Source organism: Rhizobium sp. A37_96 (genome assembly GCF_053521765.1).
Genome location: NZ_JBNWDS010000002.1, coordinates 141,019 through 158,503, shown reverse-complemented (window position 1 = coordinate 158,503; position 17,485 = coordinate 141,019). Strand labels below are relative to the sequence as shown.

General features: G+C 61.6%; 20 protein-coding genes and 1 tRNA gene. 10 read left to right on the top strand and 11 right to left on the bottom strand.

Going from position 1 to position 17,485, the window contains the following annotated elements; genetic code table 11:
* The first annotated feature begins 53 nt into the window (after positions 1–53).
* The gene (locus ACQZ6J_RS07170) at positions 54–284 is read left to right on the top strand and encodes a type II toxin-antitoxin system CcdA family antitoxin (protein WP_449083012.1); all 231 of its coding nucleotides are present in this window, start codon (positions 54–56) and stop codon (positions 282–284) included.
* The gene (locus ACQZ6J_RS07165) at positions 238–582 is read left to right on the top strand and encodes a CcdB family protein (protein ID WP_449083010.1); all 345 of its coding nucleotides are present in this window, start codon (positions 238–240) and stop codon (positions 580–582) included. The genes ACQZ6J_RS07170 and ACQZ6J_RS07165 overlap by 47 nt, the downstream gene beginning before the upstream one ends.
* Before the next feature lie 2 nt (positions 583–584).
* Here ACQZ6J_RS07165 and ACQZ6J_RS07160 read toward each other — a convergent pair whose 3' ends face one another.
* Both ACQZ6J_RS07160 and ACQZ6J_RS07155 read right to left on the bottom strand, forming a co-directional pair.
* Positions 585–1,040 carry a GFA family protein gene (locus tag ACQZ6J_RS07160; RefSeq protein WP_449083008.1) on the bottom strand — a complete coding sequence of 152 codons (456 nt, stop codon included), beginning with the start codon at positions 1,038–1,040 and terminating at the stop codon, positions 585–587.
* Between the two features lie 97 nt (positions 1,041–1,137).
* Positions 1,138–1,872 carry a type 1 glutamine amidotransferase gene (locus tag ACQZ6J_RS07155; protein ID WP_449083006.1) on the bottom strand — a complete coding sequence of 245 codons (735 nt, stop codon included), beginning with the start codon at positions 1,870–1,872 and terminating at the stop codon, positions 1,138–1,140.
* 226 nt (positions 1,873–2,098) lie between these two features.
* Here ACQZ6J_RS07155 and ACQZ6J_RS07150 point away from each other — a divergent pair, with 226 nt between their 5' ends.
* Positions 2,099–2,392 (top strand): Rdx family protein, encoded by a 294-nt coding sequence (locus ACQZ6J_RS07150; RefSeq protein ID WP_153367239.1) that lies wholly within the window; start codon positions 2,099–2,101, stop codon positions 2,390–2,392.
* Between the two features lie 23 nt (positions 2,393–2,415).
* Here ACQZ6J_RS07150 and ACQZ6J_RS07145 read toward each other — a convergent pair whose 3' ends face one another.
* On the bottom strand, positions 2,416–2,844 hold the full coding sequence (locus ACQZ6J_RS07145) for a BA14K family protein (RefSeq protein ID WP_449083004.1): 429 nt from the start codon (positions 2,842–2,844) through the stop codon (positions 2,416–2,418).
* Positions 2,845–3,023: 179 nt separating this feature from the next.
* Between ACQZ6J_RS07145 and ACQZ6J_RS07140 the strand changes: the two genes are divergently transcribed.
* The 3 genes from ACQZ6J_RS07140 (at position 3,024) to ACQZ6J_RS07130 (ending at position 5,035) form a co-directional block, all read left to right on the top strand.
* Positions 3,024–4,454: a phosphomannomutase gene (locus ACQZ6J_RS07140; RefSeq protein WP_449083002.1), complete on the top strand. Its 1,431-nt coding sequence runs from the start codon at positions 3,024–3,026 to the stop codon at positions 4,452–4,454.
* Positions 4,455–4,546: 92 nt separating this feature from the next.
* Positions 4,547–4,633 (top strand) — tRNA-Leu (locus ACQZ6J_RS07135).
* 273 nt (positions 4,634–4,906) lie between these two features.
* Entirely contained in the window at positions 4,907–5,035 is a 129-nt protein-coding gene (locus ACQZ6J_RS07130) for a hypothetical protein (RefSeq protein WP_281411016.1), read from the top strand.
* A gap of 68 nt (positions 5,036–5,103) precedes the next feature.
* Here the strand turns inward: ACQZ6J_RS07130 and ACQZ6J_RS07125 are convergent, their stop codons facing one another.
* Complete coding sequence (locus ACQZ6J_RS07125) at positions 5,104–5,370, bottom strand: DUF982 domain-containing protein (RefSeq protein WP_163985021.1); 267 nt, start codon at positions 5,368–5,370, stop codon at positions 5,104–5,106.
* Between the two features lie 365 nt (positions 5,371–5,735).
* On the opposite strand from ACQZ6J_RS07125, the gene ACQZ6J_RS07120 reads away from it, so the two are divergent.
* Positions 5,736–5,909 (top strand): hypothetical protein, encoded by a 174-nt coding sequence (locus ACQZ6J_RS07120; protein ID WP_163985022.1) that lies wholly within the window; start codon positions 5,736–5,738, stop codon positions 5,907–5,909.
* A 147-nt stretch (positions 5,910–6,056) separates the two neighbouring features.
* On the opposite strand, the gene ACQZ6J_RS07115 is transcribed toward ACQZ6J_RS07120, so the two are convergent.
* The 3 genes from ACQZ6J_RS07115 to ACQZ6J_RS07105 all read right to left on the bottom strand — a co-directional run bounded on the left by ACQZ6J_RS07115 (position 6,057) and on the right by ACQZ6J_RS07105 (position 9,724).
* Positions 6,057–7,976: a beta-N-acetylhexosaminidase gene (locus tag ACQZ6J_RS07115; protein WP_449082999.1), complete on the bottom strand. Its 1,920-nt coding sequence runs from the start codon at positions 7,974–7,976 to the stop codon at positions 6,057–6,059.
* Between the two features lie 24 nt (positions 7,977–8,000).
* The gene (locus ACQZ6J_RS07110) at positions 8,001–8,777 is read right to left on the bottom strand and encodes an SDR family oxidoreductase (protein WP_449082997.1); all 777 of its coding nucleotides are present in this window, start codon (positions 8,775–8,777) and stop codon (positions 8,001–8,003) included.
* A gap of 83 nt (positions 8,778–8,860) precedes the next feature.
* Positions 8,861–9,724 (bottom strand): MurR/RpiR family transcriptional regulator, encoded by an 864-nt coding sequence (locus ACQZ6J_RS07105; protein WP_163985025.1) that lies wholly within the window; start codon positions 9,722–9,724, stop codon positions 8,861–8,863.
* Positions 9,725–9,998: 274 nt separating this feature from the next.
* Between ACQZ6J_RS07105 and ACQZ6J_RS07100 the strand changes: the two genes are divergently transcribed.
* Genes ACQZ6J_RS07100 through ACQZ6J_RS07090 form a run of 3 tightly spaced genes read left to right on the top strand, consistent with a single transcriptional unit; the run spans position 9,999 to position 13,076 of the window.
* Positions 9,999–10,484, top strand: coding sequence for a hypothetical protein (locus ACQZ6J_RS07100; protein WP_163985172.1), 486 nt, complete (start codon positions 9,999–10,001; stop codon positions 10,482–10,484).
* An 11-nt stretch (positions 10,485–10,495) separates the two neighbouring features.
* Entirely contained in the window at positions 10,496–11,971 is a 1,476-nt protein-coding gene (locus ACQZ6J_RS07095; RefSeq protein ID WP_163985026.1) for a M81 family metallopeptidase, read from the top strand.
* Between the two features lies 1 nt (position 11,972).
* Positions 11,973–13,076, top strand: a complete 1,104-nt coding sequence (locus ACQZ6J_RS07090) for a D-TA family PLP-dependent enzyme (protein ID WP_449082994.1) — start codon at positions 11,973–11,975, stop codon at positions 13,074–13,076.
* A 174-nt stretch (positions 13,077–13,250) separates the two neighbouring features.
* Here ACQZ6J_RS07090 and ACQZ6J_RS07085 read toward each other — a convergent pair whose 3' ends face one another.
* The 4 genes from ACQZ6J_RS07085 to ACQZ6J_RS07070 form a co-directional block, all read right to left on the bottom strand.
* Positions 13,251–14,384 carry an ABC transporter ATP-binding protein gene (locus ACQZ6J_RS07085; protein ID WP_163985028.1) on the bottom strand — a complete coding sequence of 378 codons (1,134 nt, stop codon included), beginning with the start codon at positions 14,382–14,384 and terminating at the stop codon, positions 13,251–13,253.
* Between the two features lie 84 nt (positions 14,385–14,468).
* Positions 14,469–15,698, bottom strand: a complete 1,230-nt coding sequence (locus tag ACQZ6J_RS07080) for an extracellular solute-binding protein (protein ID WP_163985029.1) — start codon at positions 15,696–15,698, stop codon at positions 14,469–14,471.
* Positions 15,699–15,734: 36 nt separating this feature from the next.
* Positions 15,735–16,592 carry a carbohydrate ABC transporter permease gene (locus ACQZ6J_RS07075; protein ID WP_163985030.1) on the bottom strand — a complete coding sequence of 286 codons (858 nt, stop codon included), beginning with the start codon at positions 16,590–16,592 and terminating at the stop codon, positions 15,735–15,737.
* A complete protein-coding gene (locus ACQZ6J_RS07070; RefSeq protein WP_163985031.1) occupies positions 16,589–17,476 on the bottom strand; it encodes a carbohydrate ABC transporter permease in 888 nt (295 codons plus the stop codon). The genes ACQZ6J_RS07075 and ACQZ6J_RS07070 overlap by 4 nt, the downstream gene beginning before the upstream one ends.
* Positions 17,477–17,485 lie beyond the last annotated feature (9 nt).

The window sequence follows — 17,485 nt, the reverse complement described above, 5'->3', positions numbered from 1 at the left end:
TACCAAAGGCAAATTATGCGCATATAGTTTGCGCATAATTTGAGAAGCGCCTCATGATCCAGACAACCCGAAAGGCTGCAAACTTATCCCTCGACGAGAGGTTGGTTTCAGACGCACGCGAGTTGAAAATCAATATTTCGCGTGCCGCCGAAGAGGGCATAGCAAGCGCCATCAAGGCTGAGCGCGAGCGCCTATGGCTTTTGGAAAATGCAGAGGCTATCGAACAAGCCAATGCCTATGTTGAAAAACACGGCCTGCCGTTTGGAAAATATCGGCAGTTCTGATGGCAAGGTTCATGTCTATGGCCTTAAGCAGAGCCGAGCGCTCACTCTGGATCTTCAGTCAGACCTGTTAGCAGGGCTAAGCACGCGGATGATGGCGCCACTGCTTCGCGCAGAGAATATCTCAATGCCAATGGCAAGGCTCAATCCGCAATTTACAATCAACGGCAAGCCATACGTCATGGCGACACAATTGATGGCGGCAATCCCCCTTATCGAGATCGGGGAGTTCATCATCGATCTGAGCTCGCACGGCGATCAGATTACCGCCGCAACAGACTTTCTTTTCCAGGGCTTCTGACCTTAGTTCCCGGCCATATACTCCTTGATCAAGCCTTCATAGTCTTCCATGGCCGGCAGCGCGGCATAGCTGTGCCTGGCGGGCGTCGTCACCCAGGGGAGCTTTTCGCTCGTCCAGGTCTCGATGAAGGGTGCGTACCAGCTGACGTCGTTGAGCATGGTGGCGCGGACGTTGACGAACGAGTCGACGCCCTCGAGCCGCGTGAACAGCCAGCTCATGCAATGCGGGCAGAAATAGTGATGGATGATATCCCCATGCAGGCCGCCGATGACAGGCTCGCCCTCCGTTACCTCGAAACCCTCCGTGGGGATGGCGGCGCTCAGCGAATAAGGGCCGCCCGTCATGCGCTGGCAGCCTGTGCAATGGCAGGCCATGGTGACCATTGGTTTGGCGCTGATCTTCAAACGCACCTGCCCGCAACGGCAGCGGCCTTCGCTGGGTAGTTCCATCGTGCTCATAATGTCCTTCTCTCCCGTCTTCCAAGGCTGGCGACGCGACACAGGACGCCACCGGATCGCTGAGCCTTGCCTGATCATTGAAAGCCTTTACCAGTCCTCAGGCCTCTGCCGCCTGAGGACGTTCCACTTGCGCTTCTATCGTCCGCACCCAAGCCCGTGCGATGGCGAGACCGGCCGTCTCCGCCGCCGCGGCGTGCTTGGCGACAAGCTCCGGATATTTCTCCAGCCAGCCCGGTTCCTTGCGCTCGATCGTTTCCTGGAATTCGCTCCGCCAGCGATCGACCACGGCGGCGTTGGCTTCGAAGTGGAACTGGGTGCCATAGGTGGCGCGGCCGATGCGGAAGGCCTGGTTCCGTGTCACCCCATTGGTTGCCAGGTGCACGGCGCCCGCCGGCAAGGCAAAGGTATCGGAATGCCATTCGAAGATGGTGAATTCGTCGCCGACATCGGCCAGCAACGCATCCGCCCTGCCTTCCTCGGTGAGGCCGACGGTCTTCCAGCCGAATTCGTGAGCGGTGCCGAGAAGGTTTTCCGCCTCGTAGGCGCGCGCCAGGAGCTGGCTGCCGAGGCAGATGCCGAGCACCGCCTTGTCGTCGCGCTCGAAACGGCGCATCAGGCGCGCCAGTTCGGGCAGGTATGGGTGGGTTTCATCGTCGCGCGCGCTCTGTTCACCGCCGAGCACGACCAGCGCGTCGTAGGATAGCGTGTCGTTGGGCAGCGCCTCGCCATCCCACGGACGAAACAATCTTATCTCTGCCCCCGCCTCCTCGAGCGCGATGCCGAGGGCACCGAGCGGCGTGTTGTTCATGTTCTCGACAATGGCGACGCGCATTCCGATAATCCCCAAACGATAGTCCGGCCAGACATGAGCATGTGGAGACGCGTCAGGCAAGAGCCCGGAGCTGGTTCCGCGTTTCACTGCGCCGCCAAATCGCTCTGTCTGCTTGTCTTTCCGCAATTCCGGGCGGGAAAACCCCCTTGCACTTTTCTCGAAACCGCCCTGACTTGCAGCCGATTAAAGTTGAGCATAAATGTCAGCAAACAGCGAGGATCATACGATGAGCGACAAGCCCCGGATCACCATTCTCTACTGCACGCAATGCAACTGGCTTCTGCGTTCCGGCTGGATGGCGCAGGAGCTGCTGCAGACCTTTACCGACAGCCTCGGCGAGGTGGCGCTGATCCCCGGCACCGGCGGCGTCTTCGAAATCCGCATCGATGGCGAGCTCCTGTGGGAACGCAAGCGCGACGGCGGCTTCCCGGGGCCGAAGGAATTGAAGCAACGGGTGCGGGATATCATCGACCCCGACCGCGATCTTGGCCACACGGATCGCGCGTCGCTGGAAAGCTGAGCCGCCCTCCCCCTGCCGAACCTTCAGTCGAAAGGCGAGTGGCAGGTCCGGAAGCCATTATGGATCGTGGAATAAAGGTTGGTGCCCGGATTGTAAGTGCGGTAGCGTTCGGAGCACCACATCTGATGCCGCGTGCGCTGCTGGGCCGGCGAAGGATAGACCGCTCTGGGCGGCGTGTAGGTTTCGCGCGGCGGAATTTGAATCCGCGGCGCGTCGTAGCGATTGACGCCTCCATTGTAAGGCGGCGTAATCGGAAGCGGCTGGCCGGGCCGGGTGTAGAACTGCCGCTCCCCGAACCCGAAGCAGCCCCGCGAATCGCAGATGACGGAATTCGTGCTGCGCGGCTGTATGACGATCTTCGGAGGATTCGAGGCCGCCGCGGCGAAATCCGCCTGCAACAACAAGGCCAGTACGAGAGCGCATCCAGATGCGATCCTGCCGAAAACAGCCATGACGAACTCCTGTCCTGCCTGCGGTGAAACGGTATCTTTTCACGGCAGCTCCCATCTATCTAAGGTCGCAGAGACCGCAAAACCAGTGTTACCAATGCGGGCAGACCGCTCTTCTCGATGAGTTGATCGACAACGCACCTTACTTCATAACATCAGGAGCATTCCAAGGGAGATCGCCTGTGAGCAGCTTGAAATTCGGCACCAGCGGCCTTCGCGGCCTGTCAGCAGACCTGGTAGGACGGGCGTCCGCTCTCTATGCGACGGCCTTTGCCCACTACCTGCTGAAGAGCGGCCACGCCAACCCCGGCGATCTCGTTCTGGTCGGCCGCGATTTTCGCGAATCGAGCCCGGCGATCTCCGCCACCTGCATCGGCGCGCTGCGGCGCGCCGGCCTGACGCCGATCGACTGCGGCACGTTGCCGACGCCGGCGCTGGCGCTTTACGGGCTGCAGCTGAAAGCGGCCTCGCTGATGATCACCGGCTCGCATATCCCCGCCGACCGCAACGGCATCAAATTCTACCGGCCGGACGGCGAAATCGACAAGCGCGACGAAGTGGCGATCGGCGAGGAAGCGCTGGCGATCGGCGATTCCGTGCTCGACGAAACGCCGGCCGAGGCGGAAAACCGTACGGCACAGACGGAAGCGCTGTTCCTGGACCGCAACAAGAGCCTGCTGCCATCAGGCAGCCTTGCCGGCCTCACCATCGGCGTCTATCAGCACAGCACGGTGGCGCGCGATCTCTTCGGCCAGGTGCTTGCGCATTACGGCGCCCGCGTGGTGCCGCTCGGCCGCTCAGAAAGCTTCATTCCGGTGGATACCGAAGCGGTCTCTTCCGACACGATCCGCCTCATGAAGGGCTGGGCGCCGGAGCACGGACTGGACGCCATCGTCTCCGCCGATGGCGACGGCGACCGGCCGCTGGTGGCAGACGAAGCCGGCGAGCCGCTGCGTGGCGATCTGCTCGGCCTCATCGCCGCCAACTTCCTCGGCGCCGACGTGGTGGTCACCCCGGTCACCTCCAATTCCGGTATCGAAGCAGCCGGCCCCTATGCCGTCACCCGCACCCGCGTCGGCTCTCCTTACGTGATCGCGGGCATGGACGAGGCCGTTGCCGCCGGAAAGGCCAATGTCATGGGCTTCGAGGCCAATGGCGGCACGCTGACGGCCAGCCGCTTCAGCGTCGAAGGCAAACCCTTCGACCCGCTGCCGACCCGCGACAGCTTTCTGCCGATCCTGGCGACGCTCCATGCCGCCGCAAAGGCAGGCAAGCCGCTTTCGGCCGTTGCCGGCAGCTACCGCCTGCCCTTTGCCGCCGCCGACCGCCTCGAGAATTTTCCGGTCGAAACCAGCGCGGCGCTGATGGCCTATCTGCGCGCCTCCGACGCCAATCTCGCGGATTTTCTCAAGCCCGTCGCAGCCGTCGCCTCGACGAGCGATATCGACGGACTGCGGGTTGCGCTTGTGGATAACCGAATCATCCATTTCCGTCCTTCCGGAAATGCACCGGAAATGCGCTGCTATGTCGAATCGAGCAGCGAAAGCGAGGCAAAGGCCTTGCTGGAACAGGGACTTGGCTTGATTCAAGCATGGGCGGCAGCCCGGCTCTGACCCATGCTTGAACGGCTTTTTTCACGATTGACACGAAAACTTCAAAAACCCTGTTGACACCGGACGGCCACCCCCTTACATGCGTGTCCGTCGCCCAGATGGCGGAATTGGTAGACGCGCCAGCTTCAGGTGCTGGTACCCGAAAGGGTGTGGAGGTTCGAGTCCTCTTCTGGGCACCATTCCATTTTTGAGAAACGTGGATTTCTCAATTATTTCAAAACATAGCAGTGTTCGTGATACGCACTCCGGTTCGCCGGAGGCGCGGTGGACACTGGTTTTGAAAGATGCGATCAGCCTGCGTAATCGGCAAACGATTTGAGAAATTCGGGGCGACCGAACCCGGCGCCGGCCTGTCAGGAACCGCATCCTCGCCTTCTGTTTCTCAACCCCTATAAATCATTGACTGTCGAGATAACCGGGACCCTAATGGGAGGGAACTCGAGGGACCTTCGATGAGTGAAAAGCGCGACTGGTATGAGCTGATCGTCGGCGACGGCAACGTCAACGAAGGGCTTGGGCGGATGATGGGTTTCATCCTCGCGGTGATCGTGATCCTCGGCCTGATCTTCTGGATAATCTGAGCATCTTCGATGGGAGCGATTTCGGCCCGGCAGTTGGGGCCGGACACACCGCGACTGATGCGACCGACCTAATGAAGGCTTTCGGAGTCCGGCCTGACGCTAAGCCCGGCTTCGCGCACTGCTTCCAGAAAAGCTTCCCGCGCCTCCTCGGCGGAAGCCTTGCCGAGAACGGCATCGAGGCACACCAGCACAGCCTCGTCTACCGCAGGCCCGCTATTCAGCGGCCACTCCTCGCTCATGCAGTTCGCCGCATCGAGCGCGTTGGTGATGATCGCGAAATGACCGGCGCGGCCGAGTTCGAGTATGACGGGATTGTTCCAATCACCATGTTCCATGGCAAGGCTCCTCATCCGTAGAGCGCTACAAGCGCTGCGATCAGAAAGGAACCGGTGCCGGCGCACGCGGCCATCGTCGTATAATAGTCCATGATTTCAACTCCTCGCCTCACACCGTGATGCAATAACGAAGAGCGGTGCCGAGATGTTCCCGGGTTGTCGGCATGGCGTTAAGATTTTCTTAGCGTTTCGGCGAATCCGCCGCGATACGACGCGCTGTCGCGAAAGCCGCCAGGCCATTTGACGGATCCGTCTGCGCTTCCCGTTTTGCGCAGACCTCCATCCCGCTACCGCGCTACCTCCCGCATCTCCATGCGGTTAACCTTTCAGGCAGGGAGGGTAAGGCGAATAAGGGGAACAACAAAATGAACCACGTCTGCAATCTGCTCTGGCTTGCCTTCAGCGTTGCTCTTCTCTTTGCCGCCTTGAACCGGCGGCTGGTCGGGGATTACGTCAGCATGTGGTATCTGCTCGTCATCACGGCCATGGCGGTGATGGCCTGGGCAGGTTTCTTCCCGACCGACATGGGAACCGTCTGAGCCCAGCTAATTCGACAAGGCGGCAACGATGCAGTCTTCCGGCCGTCGCTTTCCCCCTATCGGCATAGGAAAGCCGCCGAAAGAAACTTTCGGCGGCCTCGGGCGTAATCGGATGCCGGCGGCCGATACCAGCCTCCGGCGATAACCCTAAAGCTTCGGGCTGAGCGGCACGATGGCGGCAAAGCGCAGCCAATCCTTCTGTGCCTTCGGCGTCCAGGCAGCTTCGGCAATGGCCGGCAGACGCGGGAAGACGAGACGGTTGAAATAGTCGCGGGAGACAAAGTTCTCCTGCCAGATGCAGGCCTGCACGCCCTTCATCAGGTGCTTCAGCTCATCCGGAAAATCTCCCTCGGCCTCGTAGGCATAGGTGTGGGCCGGCGGCACGGTGCCTGCCCAGCTCGCGCCCGGCTCCTGCCAGGCGTCGGCCTGCACCATGTCGAGATAGTAGGCCTGGCCCGGCGTCATGACGACTTCATAGCCCTCGCGCGCCAGCTCGATGCCGACCTCCGGCTTTTCCCAGGCCATCAGCAGCGTACTTTCGGGATCGACGCCGCCGCCATGGGCGACTTCGTTCCAGCCGGCAAGCTTGCGGCCGCGCTCGGTGAGCATGGCCTTGATACGCTTCAGGAAATAGGACTGCAGCGCAAATGTCCCCGAAAGGCCCTCCTTCTCCATCAGCTTGCGCGCCAGCGGCGATGCGAGCCAGGAGCCGTTGGCGACCTCGTCGCCGCCGATATGGATATATTCGGACGGGAAGAGCTCGACCATTTCATCGAAGACCTTGGCCAGGAATTCATAGGTGAGCTCGATCGCCGGGTTCAGCGCATTATTCGGATACCCCTGGACCGAGTGATAGCTGTCGGGCGCCTCCTGCCCATCCGTCAGGTCAGGCAGGGCGACAAGCGTCGCGGTGCTGTGGCCGGGGATATCGATCTCCGGGATCACCTCGATGCCGAGCGCGGTGGCGTGGGCGACGATTTCCCTGACATCGGCCTGCGAATAGAAGCCGCCAACCGGCTCGGCGGCATTGCCGAGCTGCGGCAGTAGCGGCTCGTCCGGTCCGCGCAGCACGCCCGTGGTGGTCAGCTGCGGATAGGCGCGGATCTCGAGCCGCCAGGCCTCGTCGTCTGTCAGGTGCCAATGGAAGATATTGAGCTTCAGCCAGGCGAGAATGTCGAGCAGGCGCAGGACATCCGCCTTGGGAGTGAATTGCCTGGATACGTCGAGATGGCAGCCGCGCCAGCCGTAGCGCGGCTGGTCGGCGATCACGCCCGCAACCGGAAAGCGGAACTTGCCCGGCTCGCGTCGCGCGCCATCCAGAAGCTGCGCCAGCGTCGTCAAGCCATATAGGCGGCCTGAAGCGGCGGAGAAGGAAAGCACGACCTCATTGCCGGAGAAGGAAAGCTCATAGGCTTCGCTGGAGAGCGCCGGCCGCTCGACGAAACGCAGCGCCCTGCCCTGTGGGGCGGCTATGAGGCTGAAGGGAATGTGATTGGAAGGAAACAGGCGGCGGAAGAGCGCCTGCGCCGAGGCCAGCGCCTTTACGCTTGCGGCGTCCGAGCCCTTGGCCGGATAGAGCGCGACCGGAAAGTCCTCGCCGGGCTTGACGTCGATCGCCGCCGGCCAAGGCTGGATGGCGTAGGGAAGCTCCAGCCTGCCTTCCGGCAGCAGCACGGGCGGCGGCTCGCTGGCGCGATCGGCAAGCAGCAGGTCCGAGGTGAAGACCGTGACATGCGTGCCATCCGCCAGCGTCACGTAGGCGGACTTGGCGCCATCGGTGCAATGCCGCGCAATCCGGTGAAGAGCGGAAACCGTGAACGTCCAGCTCTCCCCGGGCGCGATGGACACGCCGGCCGGCGGTGCGAACTCATGGAAATTGGCGTTGCGGCGCACGAAGACGGCGTTGTCGCAGGCTTGCGGATCGATGAAGCGGGTCAGCGTCGTATAGGCGAGACGAAAGTCGGCAAGCGGCGCATCCGAGAAATTGAAAAGCGTCAGGGTCAGTCGACCATGCTTTCCGCCCTCGGGAGACCAGGTGTTTTCGAGATGATAGGAGGACGGCTGCATCATGTTCCTCTTTGGCAACGAGCGTCAGTAGTGATCGGATTGGGAGAAGGTGCGGGCGAGTTCCGCCTGCCCTGCCGTCAGGCCGCAATCGACGGGCAGGCAGACGCCTGTTATGGCCGAAGCGAGCGGGCTTGCGAGGAAGGACACGGCATTGGCGACATCGACCGGGTCGACGACGCGCTGCAGCGCATACCAGCGCTTCGCCTCCTCGAAGACATTCGGGTTTGCAGCGGCACGCACTTCCCAGGCCTGGGTGCGCACGGTGCCGGGCGCCACCGCATTCGAGCGAATGCCGAACTTGCCGTATTCGACGGCGACCAACCGGGTGAAATGCAGGAGGCCGGCCTTGGCGGCGCTGTAGGCCGGATGGCCGAAGACGGCCATGCCGTTGACCGACGCAATATTGATGACCGACCCCTTCGACGCCTTCAGCAGATCCTCGACGGCGCGGAAGCACAGGAATGCCGCCTCGAGATTGAGGGCATTGTCGGCCCGCCATATTGCGGGCGTGGTATCGTGAAGGCTGACGGCACGGGCAGCGCCGGCATTGTTGACCAGCGTCTTCACCCCGCCCAAATCCGCTGCGGCCCCGGCCATGCCGGCGACATCGACGTCGCTGGTGATATCCGCCTTGAGTGCCACGAAACGCTCCGCCGGGCCGAGCGCCTCCGCCGCCTTCCGCGCGGCCGCCTCGTCGATATCGACGAGCAGGATGGCGTCATGGTCATCCGACAGGCGCTTTGCGATGGCACGGCCGATATCGCCGGCCGCCCCCGTGACGATGGCAACGGATTTGCTCATATGGTGTTCCTTCGATTAAGTCCCCGAACGGCGAAGGCCCGCCGCCCTGTCGTTGTTTTTGCGTGCCCGCCGCGGAAACGGCCTCAGTCCCCGAGCAGCTGGCGGTCGTCGCCGTCGCGATGGGTGACGAGCTGCTGCTTGATGCGGCGCAACGTCACCGTGGCTTGCGGCTGGATGCGGTAGGCGATCAGGCTGGCGAGAATGTCCACCACGGCGAGATAGGCAATGCGGGTCGATGTCGGCCGATAGATATTGTCTCCTTCCGGCAGATCGACGGGCAGCGTGATCTCGGCCGCATTCGCCACCGGGCTTCCGCTCTGCGTCAGCGCGATAGTCGGCACCTTGGCCTCGCGCGCCAGCATGAAGGCGCGCACCAGCTCGGCGTTGCGGCCGGAGAAGGAGGAGCCGATCAGCACGTCCGTCGGTTTGGCCGCCGCCGCCATCATCAGCTGCATGCTGTGGTCGGAGCTCGCGGTGATGCGAAGGCCAAGCCGGAACAGGCGGTTCTGCAGCTCGTTGGCGATCATCGAGGAATTGCCGCCGGAGCCGAAGGCATAGATCATCTCCGCGCCGGCAAGCCGGTTGGCCGCCCGCTCGATAGCATCGACATCCAGGCCGCGATGCAGCAGGAAGAGTGCGTTCTGCGCCTTGGTAATAATGTCCTGGGCGACGTCGGCCGGCGCGATGCTCTTCGGTTCCGGCTTGAGATAGCGCATGCCGACATAGGCCGTGCGTGCAAGCTGCACCTTGAAATCGGAAAAGCTTTCGCAGCCCAGGCGCCGGCAGAAGCGCGTCACCGTCGGCGGCGAGACATCCGCCTTGCCCGCAAGCTCGATGATGGAAGCATTGACCGCGAATTCGAAATCATTGAGGACGATATCGGCGATGCGGATTTCCGATTGCGAAAGCCGGCCCCTCTCGTCCTGCATGGTCGTGAAGATATCCATCAGCCCCCCTTTGTCGCTGCTTTGCAAACGTATGATACGTAGGCAGCGACGCGATCCATCTCAATCTCACCATTTCCGCCAGCACCCGTGGACAGGCTTGCGGGCGGATGCGGCGCGTCATTCGTTCCCATTCGGCGGGAACCTTGACATGTGATGGCCACCATGCGGTTCCTGCAAATTATTTTCTTGATACGTTGACAAATGACCATAGAAAGCAGAATTTGACCAGTGAAAATCGTAAATTATGAAAAGAATTTAAATGGCGGCTGTTACCATGCGTGATCCTTTCAAGAATCCCTTCCCTGCCAGCGATACGCCCCGGCATTCGATCTGGGAGATGCTCGTTCCGCGCGACATCGACGCTTTTCTTGCCGCCGACTGGTCGATGGTCGCGGGCGATTTCGTCGAAGAGGGCTTCATCGGCATCGACGGCAAGCGTGACGTCAGCCCGGACAAGTGGCGCCTCGCTTTCCCGACGCTATCAGCCTATCGCGACGAGTGGCTGCGCCAGGCCCGCGACTTCGCCACCCAGTCCTTCGCCGAGGATCCGCGCACGGCCATCTTCACCACGACGACGCTCGAAGACATCGAGATCGAAGGCGACATGGCCCTGGTGCGCAAGAAGTTCGATGGCAGCCTGAAGAAGTCGGACGGCAGCACCGACGTTATGAAATGGCAGACTCTTTATTACTGCCGCCTGCATGAAGGGCGCTGGAAAATCTGCGGCTTCACCGGTTACCTGCCGAACCCCATGGAATAGAGGCGACAGCATTGCGCATTTTCACCGCAGCCCTCGCGACCGAGACGAACACCTTCTCTCCCATCTGCATCGACCGGCGTGCTTTCGAAGCCTCTCTCTATGCACCCCCCGGCATGCATCCTGAAACGCCGACGCTGTGTTCCGCCCCGATTACCGTCGGCAGGCGCATTGCCGCTCAAAAGGGCTGGGAAGTGATCGAGGGCACGGCCACCTGGGCCGATCCGGCCGGCCTGGTGAACCGCCGGACCTATGAGGACCTGCGGGACGAAATTCTCGACCAGTTGCGGGCCGCCATGCCGGTCGACGCCGTCGTTCTCGGGCTGCACGGCGCCATGGTCGCGGATGGCTACGAGGATACGGAAGGCGATTTCCTGTCGCGCGTCCGCGAGATCGTGGGGCCGGATATCCTGGTCTGCGCCGAACTCGATCCGCACAGCCACCTGACAGGGAAGCGCCTCGCCGCCGCGAATTTCTTCGTCTACTTCAAGGAATTCCCGCATACGGATTTCGTCGATCGCGCCGAAGATCTCTGGCGTATTGCCATCGATACGCTGGAAGGCCGCGTCGAGCCGGTCATGTCCGTCTTCGACTGCCGCATGATCGATGTCTTTCCGACGTCGCGCGAGCCCATGCGCTCCTTCGTCGACAAGATCATGGCGCTGGAAAAGAGCGATGCCGACGTCCTGTCGATTTCTGTCATTCACGGCTTCATGGCCGGCGACGTGCCGGAAATGGGGACGAAACTGCTCGTCGTCACCAACAACAAGCCAGATAAGGGCTCCGCTATCGGCCGGGAGCTCGGTCTCGAGCTTTTTTCGAAACGCGGCACCTTCATCATGCCGCAGATCGACGAGAAGCAGGCGGTGAGCGAGGCGATGGCCGCAACCTCCGGCCCGGTTGTCATTGCCGACCTATGGGACAATCCCGGCGGCGGCACGGCGGGGGATGCGACGGTCGTCCTGCAGGAATTGCTCGATCGCGGCGCCACCGACACGGCGATCGGCACGATCTGGGATCCCATGGCCGTGCAGATCTGCATGGCGGCCGGCGAAGGTGCGGAAATCCCGCTGCGCTTCGGTGCGAAATCCGCGCCGGGCACGGGCAATCCCATCGACGGTCATGTCAAGATCGTCCGTCTCGTCACCAACGCCGAGATGCGCTTCGGCGAGAGCTTTGCGCCGTTCGGCGATGCCGCGCATATCCAGCTCGACGGTATCGACATCATACTGAATTCGACGCGCGCCCAGAGCTTCGATCCGAGCCTGTTCTCCGTCATGGGCATCGAGCCGGCGACCAAGAAGATCCTGGTGATCAAATCGACCAATCACTTCTACGCGTCCTTCTCCAAGATCGCGGCGCAGATCCTTTACTGCTCCGCGGGAACGCCTTATCCCAACAATCCGGCGCGCACGCCCTATCGCCGCGCGCGGAAGGATATCTGGCCGATGGTGGCGGATCCCTTTGCAGAAGAACGGAAAGACGCCTGAGATGGCACATGACATCGCCTCGGAAATCAGCCCCAAGCCTGGCGACCGGATCGAAGGACTATCGACCCCGCGCCCGATCATCGACGAGGACCGACTGGCCGGAAACATTGCGCGCGTGCAGTCCTACATGGATCAGCACGGCCTGAACTTCCGCCCGCACATCAAGACGCACAAGATTCCCGCGCTCGCACGCGCTCAGGTCGCCGCCGGTGCCAAGGGCATCAACTGCCAGAAGATCACCGAAGCGGAAGCCTTCGCCGACGCGGGCTTCGAAGATATCCTGATTACCTTCAATATTCTCGGCCCGGAGAAGCTCGTTCGCCTCTCGGCGCTCAACGATCGCATTTCCGGCCTTAAGGTCGTGGCCGACAGCGCCGTCACCGTCGACGGGCTCTCCAGCTACTTTGCGGCGCGCAAGCCGCTGACGGTGCTGGTGGAATGCGATACCGGCGGCGCGCGCTGCGGCGTGCAATCGCCGGCGGAAGCCGCAAGGCTCGGCACATACATCGCCGGCAAGCCGGGGCTCGCCTTTGCCGGCCTCATGACCTACCCAAAGCCGGACAATGCCGCCGCGACGCAGGAATTCCTGTCGGAAGCGGTAAAGCTCCTGAAGGCGGATGGCGTGGAGTGCCCGATCGTCAGCAATGGCGGCACGCCCAGCCTCTTCGACGCGCATCTTGTGACCGCAGCGACGGAACATCGCGCCGGAACCTACATCTACAACGACCGCTCGATGGTGCGCGCGGGCCACTGCCGGGAAGAGGATTGCGCGATGCATATCCTCGCCACCGTCGTCTCGAGGCCGACCGAGGACCGCGCTGTCATCGATGCCGGCTCGAAGGCTCTGACCTCGGATCTTCTCGGCTTTGCCGACTATGGTCAGGTGGTCGGCTATCCCGACGCCGTCATCAAGGGGCTTTCGGAAGAGCATGGCGTCATCGACCTGTCGAAGTGCGCCGGCCCTCGCCCACGGATCGGCGACAAGATCCGCATCATCCCCAACCACACCTGCGTCGTTTCCAACCTCTTCGACCAGATGGTCTTTCATCGTGATGGCGTGGTGACGCGCGTCGAAGACGTGGCAGCTCGCGGCCTGGTCTGGTAGCTGCTTCGGGCAATCCGCCCTCGTGGTTCGAGACGGCCCTTCGGGCCTCCTCGCCATGGGGGCTGATCCTCTATGCCGTAGCCAAAAAGCGGTAAGGCGTATCGAGGACCAGATTCGCTCCATCCCCACCCTGAACGTGTCGAAGGGCGAGGATGGCCCGGCAACCGCCTCCCGTCAGGAGGCGGCCTGGTTCAGCAATTCCATGTCGATTTCGGTCAGTTCCACCCGCCGCTCGAAAGCCTCGCCGCTTTCGTCGAAGAGGTGGCAATCGCCAATGCGGATACCTGTCTTGATCGGCGCATCCATGCGGATGGCAGCGCTGCCGGGCAAAGTCGCGCAGAAATTCTCGTCGATGCCATCCGCCGTGGCATAGGCAACGGTTTGAGCACCGAGACGTTCGACAACCGTCGGCACGATGGTCAAGCTGAGATCGCCATCGCCGAGCTGGACATGTTCCGGCCGGATACCGAGCGTCAGCGCCTTGCCGACCGCGCCTGCGCGCGGGGTCACCGGCAACACGACCTTCTGGCCCTTGTAATCGATCTCCACGCCCGCATCGCTGACGTTCGTGCAGGTCACAGGCAGGAAGTTCATCTTGGGATTGCCGATGAAGCGGGCGACGAAGGTATTCGCCGGCTTGTGATAAAGCTCCAGCGGGGCGCCGACCTGCGATATCTCGCCGGCGTTCAGTACGACGATGCGATCGGCCATGGTCATGGCCTCGACCTGATCGTGCGTCACATAGATCATGGTCGCCTGCAGCTGGCGGTGCAGCTTCGCCAGCTCGATGCGCATGTCGGCGCGCAGCGCGGCATCGAGGTTCGACAGCGGCTCGTCGAAGAGAAAGATCTTCGGCTCGCGCACGATGGCACGGCCGATGGCGACACGCTGGCGCTGGCCGCCGGAAAGCTGACCCGGCTTCTGCTGCAAGCGTTGATCGAGATGGAGGATGCGGGCGGCGTGCTCGACCTTGGCCTTGAGCTTGTCTTCCGGCATCTTTTCCACCCGCAGGGGGAAGGCGATGTTTTCGAACACCGACATGTGCGGATAGAGGGCATAGGACTGGAAGACCATGGCGATACCGCGCTTGACGGGCGCCAGATCGTTGACGCGGACACCATCGATCATGATGTCGCCGGTGGTCACTTCATCGAGGCCTGCGATCATGCGCAGCAGGGTCGACTTGCCGCAGCCGGACGGACCGACGAAGACGATGAATTCACCGTCCGTTACGTCGAGTTCGACGCCCTTGATGACCTCGAAATGACCGTAGAATTTTTTGACCTGATTAAGGTGCAGCTTTCCCAAACTCTGTCTCCGCGCGGCGCCGCCGGTTGGCGGGCAGGGCTCCAAAGGCCGCGCGCATTGCGCGCGGCCCGGTGATTTGCAGGCTTATTTGTACTGCTCGAGGTCGGCGGCAGCCTTCTTCAGCGCGTCGGCCGGCTGGGCCTGGCCGGTCACGACCGACTGGACCATCTCGATCATGACGTTCTGGAAGCCCTTGTAGTCCTTGAACAGCGGCTCGGGACCACCATAGGCGATGCCATCGATGAACGGCTTCCAGGAAGCGTCCTTCTTGACGAACTCGTCAACCAGCGCCGACGGGCGCAGCGGCGTAAGGCCGGCGCCGCCCTGCAGTTCGTATTCCGCCTGCGGGCCGGGAGACGTGATGAACTTGGCGAAGTCGATCGCCTTGTCCTCGACGCCGCTGCCCTTGAAGACAGCAAGGCTGTCGGTGATGAGCAGCGTGCCCTGGCCCTTGGCCGAAGGACCGAGCGGCAGCGGCGCCACGCCCCAGTTGATCTTCGTTTCCTTCAAGCGAGCGGCGGCGCCGGAGCCGGCCTGGATCATGCCGACCTTGCCATCGAGGAAGATGGCGCGCATTTCGTTCTGCTCGTAGGCCGTCGGTCCTTCGACCGAGTAAGGCGTGATGTCCTTGTAGGCCTGGAGAGCTGCCAGAACTTCGGGGCTGTCGAGGACGATCTTGTCGCCGTCGATGACCTTGCCATTGTTGGTGTAAACCCAATGCAGGAACTGGTGCATGGTGTTGTCGAAGGTCTTGGCCGAGAGGCCGTAGCCGGGGATGCCGGTCTTTTCCTTGATCGTCTTGGCGTCGGCGATTTCCTCGGCCCAGGTGGTCGGCGGCTTCTCGGGATCGAGGCCGGCCTGCTTGAAGAGATCCTTGTTCCAGTACAGCGCCTTGGTCGAGAAGGCGATCGGCGTGCCCCACTGCTGACCATCGATAGTAACAGTATCGACGATGCCGGGATAATAGGCCTTCTTTTCGTCATCCGTCATCGGGATCTGAACGATCAGATCGTTGTCAGCGAACTGCTTGAGCGTACGCGAACCAACATAGGCCATGGCGACTGGCGTCCCGGCAGCGGCAAGCGTCGTTGCCTTATCCTGGCACAATTCCCAGCCGACGAGTTCTGGCTTGACTGCCCAGCCCGGATTCTTGTCTTCCCACTGCTTGATATATTTCACATGGATCGGATCGATGGTGTCGCCGCAATAGATCCAGCTGATTTCCTTGTCGGCGGCCTGGGCGTTCACGACGCCAAGCGCGGTGGAGCCGAGCAAAGCAAGGGCAAGCAGCCCCGTCTTGAAATGGAATGTCACGTTTAAGCTCCCGTTCTCTCTGGTGGTTGATTGGTTTTATTGCTTCACCGCGCCGGCGGTCAGACCGCTGACGAGATACCGTTGCAGGAAGAAGATCAGGATCAGCGCCGGCGTGATACCGACGAAACTTGCGGCCATGAGCTCATTCCAGACGACCTCCTGCCGGCCGAAATAGGCAAACAGGCCTACCGGCAGTGGCATGTATTCAGTCTTCGAGTTGAAGGTAAGAGCATAGATGAACTGCTGCGCATATGCCTCGATAAACGAGGAAATCGCGACGACGACGATACCAGGCATGGCAATCGGCAGGATAACGCGACGCAGGGTATAGAGCTGGCTTGCGCCATCGACATAAGCGGCTTCGTCGAGCTCCCGCGGGATACGCCTGATATAGGTGTGCAGCAGCCAGATCCCCGTGGGGATGATGAAGGCGACACCCGGCACGATCATGGCGAAATAGGTGTTCAGCACGCCGAAGGACCGCATGAGTCGGAACAGCGGGATGAGCAGCACAGCGCCCGAAAACATCTTCACCGCCAGAAAACCACCCAGCAACAAGCCCGAACCCTTGAACTCAAAGCGGGCGAAGGCGTAGGCCGCCGGCACCACGAGAATGAGCACGATGATGGTGATCGAACCGGAAACTAGGAACGAGTTGAAAATGTACCAGCCGAAGCCCGGCACGCTGGTCCACATCGTCCGGTAGGCTGCAAAAGAGCCATTTTCGGGAATGAACCGGTAGGGCGAAGAGAAAAGCTGGCTGAGCGGCTTCAGCGAGACCAGGAACCCTTCGACGAAGGGCGCCAGCACGAAGGTGAGGAACAGCAGGATCCCGGCATAGATGCCGATGAGCTCGTACCACTTGTAGCGATGGATCATCGAAGGCTGGCTCATCGCTGCTTGGCTCCCGTGGAAAAGCGGCTGGTCAGGCGGAAATAAGCTAGGCAGAAGAGCGACAGGAAGATGCAGATCAACACCGCGCGGGCCGCGCCTTCACCATATTTGTAGGATCCGATCGCGGTGCGATAGGTGTCGATAATCATCGTCGTCGTCTCGCCGTTCGGGCCGCCGCGAGTCAAAATCCAGATGATGTCGAAGGAATTGAACGTCGAAATCAACGAGAGCATCGACATGGTGACCAGGGAAGGCACGAGCAGCGGCAGCGTGATGCGGCGGAAGCGATAGAAGCGGCCGGCGCCATCCGTCCAGGCGGCCTCATACAGATCGTGCGGGACCGCCTGCATGGCCGCCAGCATGTAAAGGGTGACCATCGGCACGCCGATCCAGACGTCGGTAACGATCGTTGCCCAGAAAGCCGAGCTGCCATAGGCCAGGAATGCGACCGGACTGCCGACGATGCCAAAACGCTGCAGCAGGCCCGATATCATGCCGAACTGGCCGTTATACATCCAGCCCCACATGAAGATGCCGATCGCCATGGGCACGATCCAGGGCGGCATGGTCAGCACCCTGAAAAGCGACCGGCCCGGCACCGCGGAATTCAGCAGCGCCGCGCCCAAGGTGCCGATAACCATCTTGAACGACACGGAAAAGAAGGTCCAGATGAAGGTTCGGACAATGACGCCGGCGAAGGTGTCGTTGAAGATCTTGGCGTAGTTCTCCAGACCGACCCAATTCGTCACCTTCTTCAACGACGCGTCGGTGAAGGACAGGATTATCGTGTCCACCAGCGGATAGGCGACGATGACGGTGACGTAAAGAAGAGCCGGAAAAAGCAGGACCCAGGCGAAGATGACCGTGCTGCGTTGAACACCCATCCTGCGCCC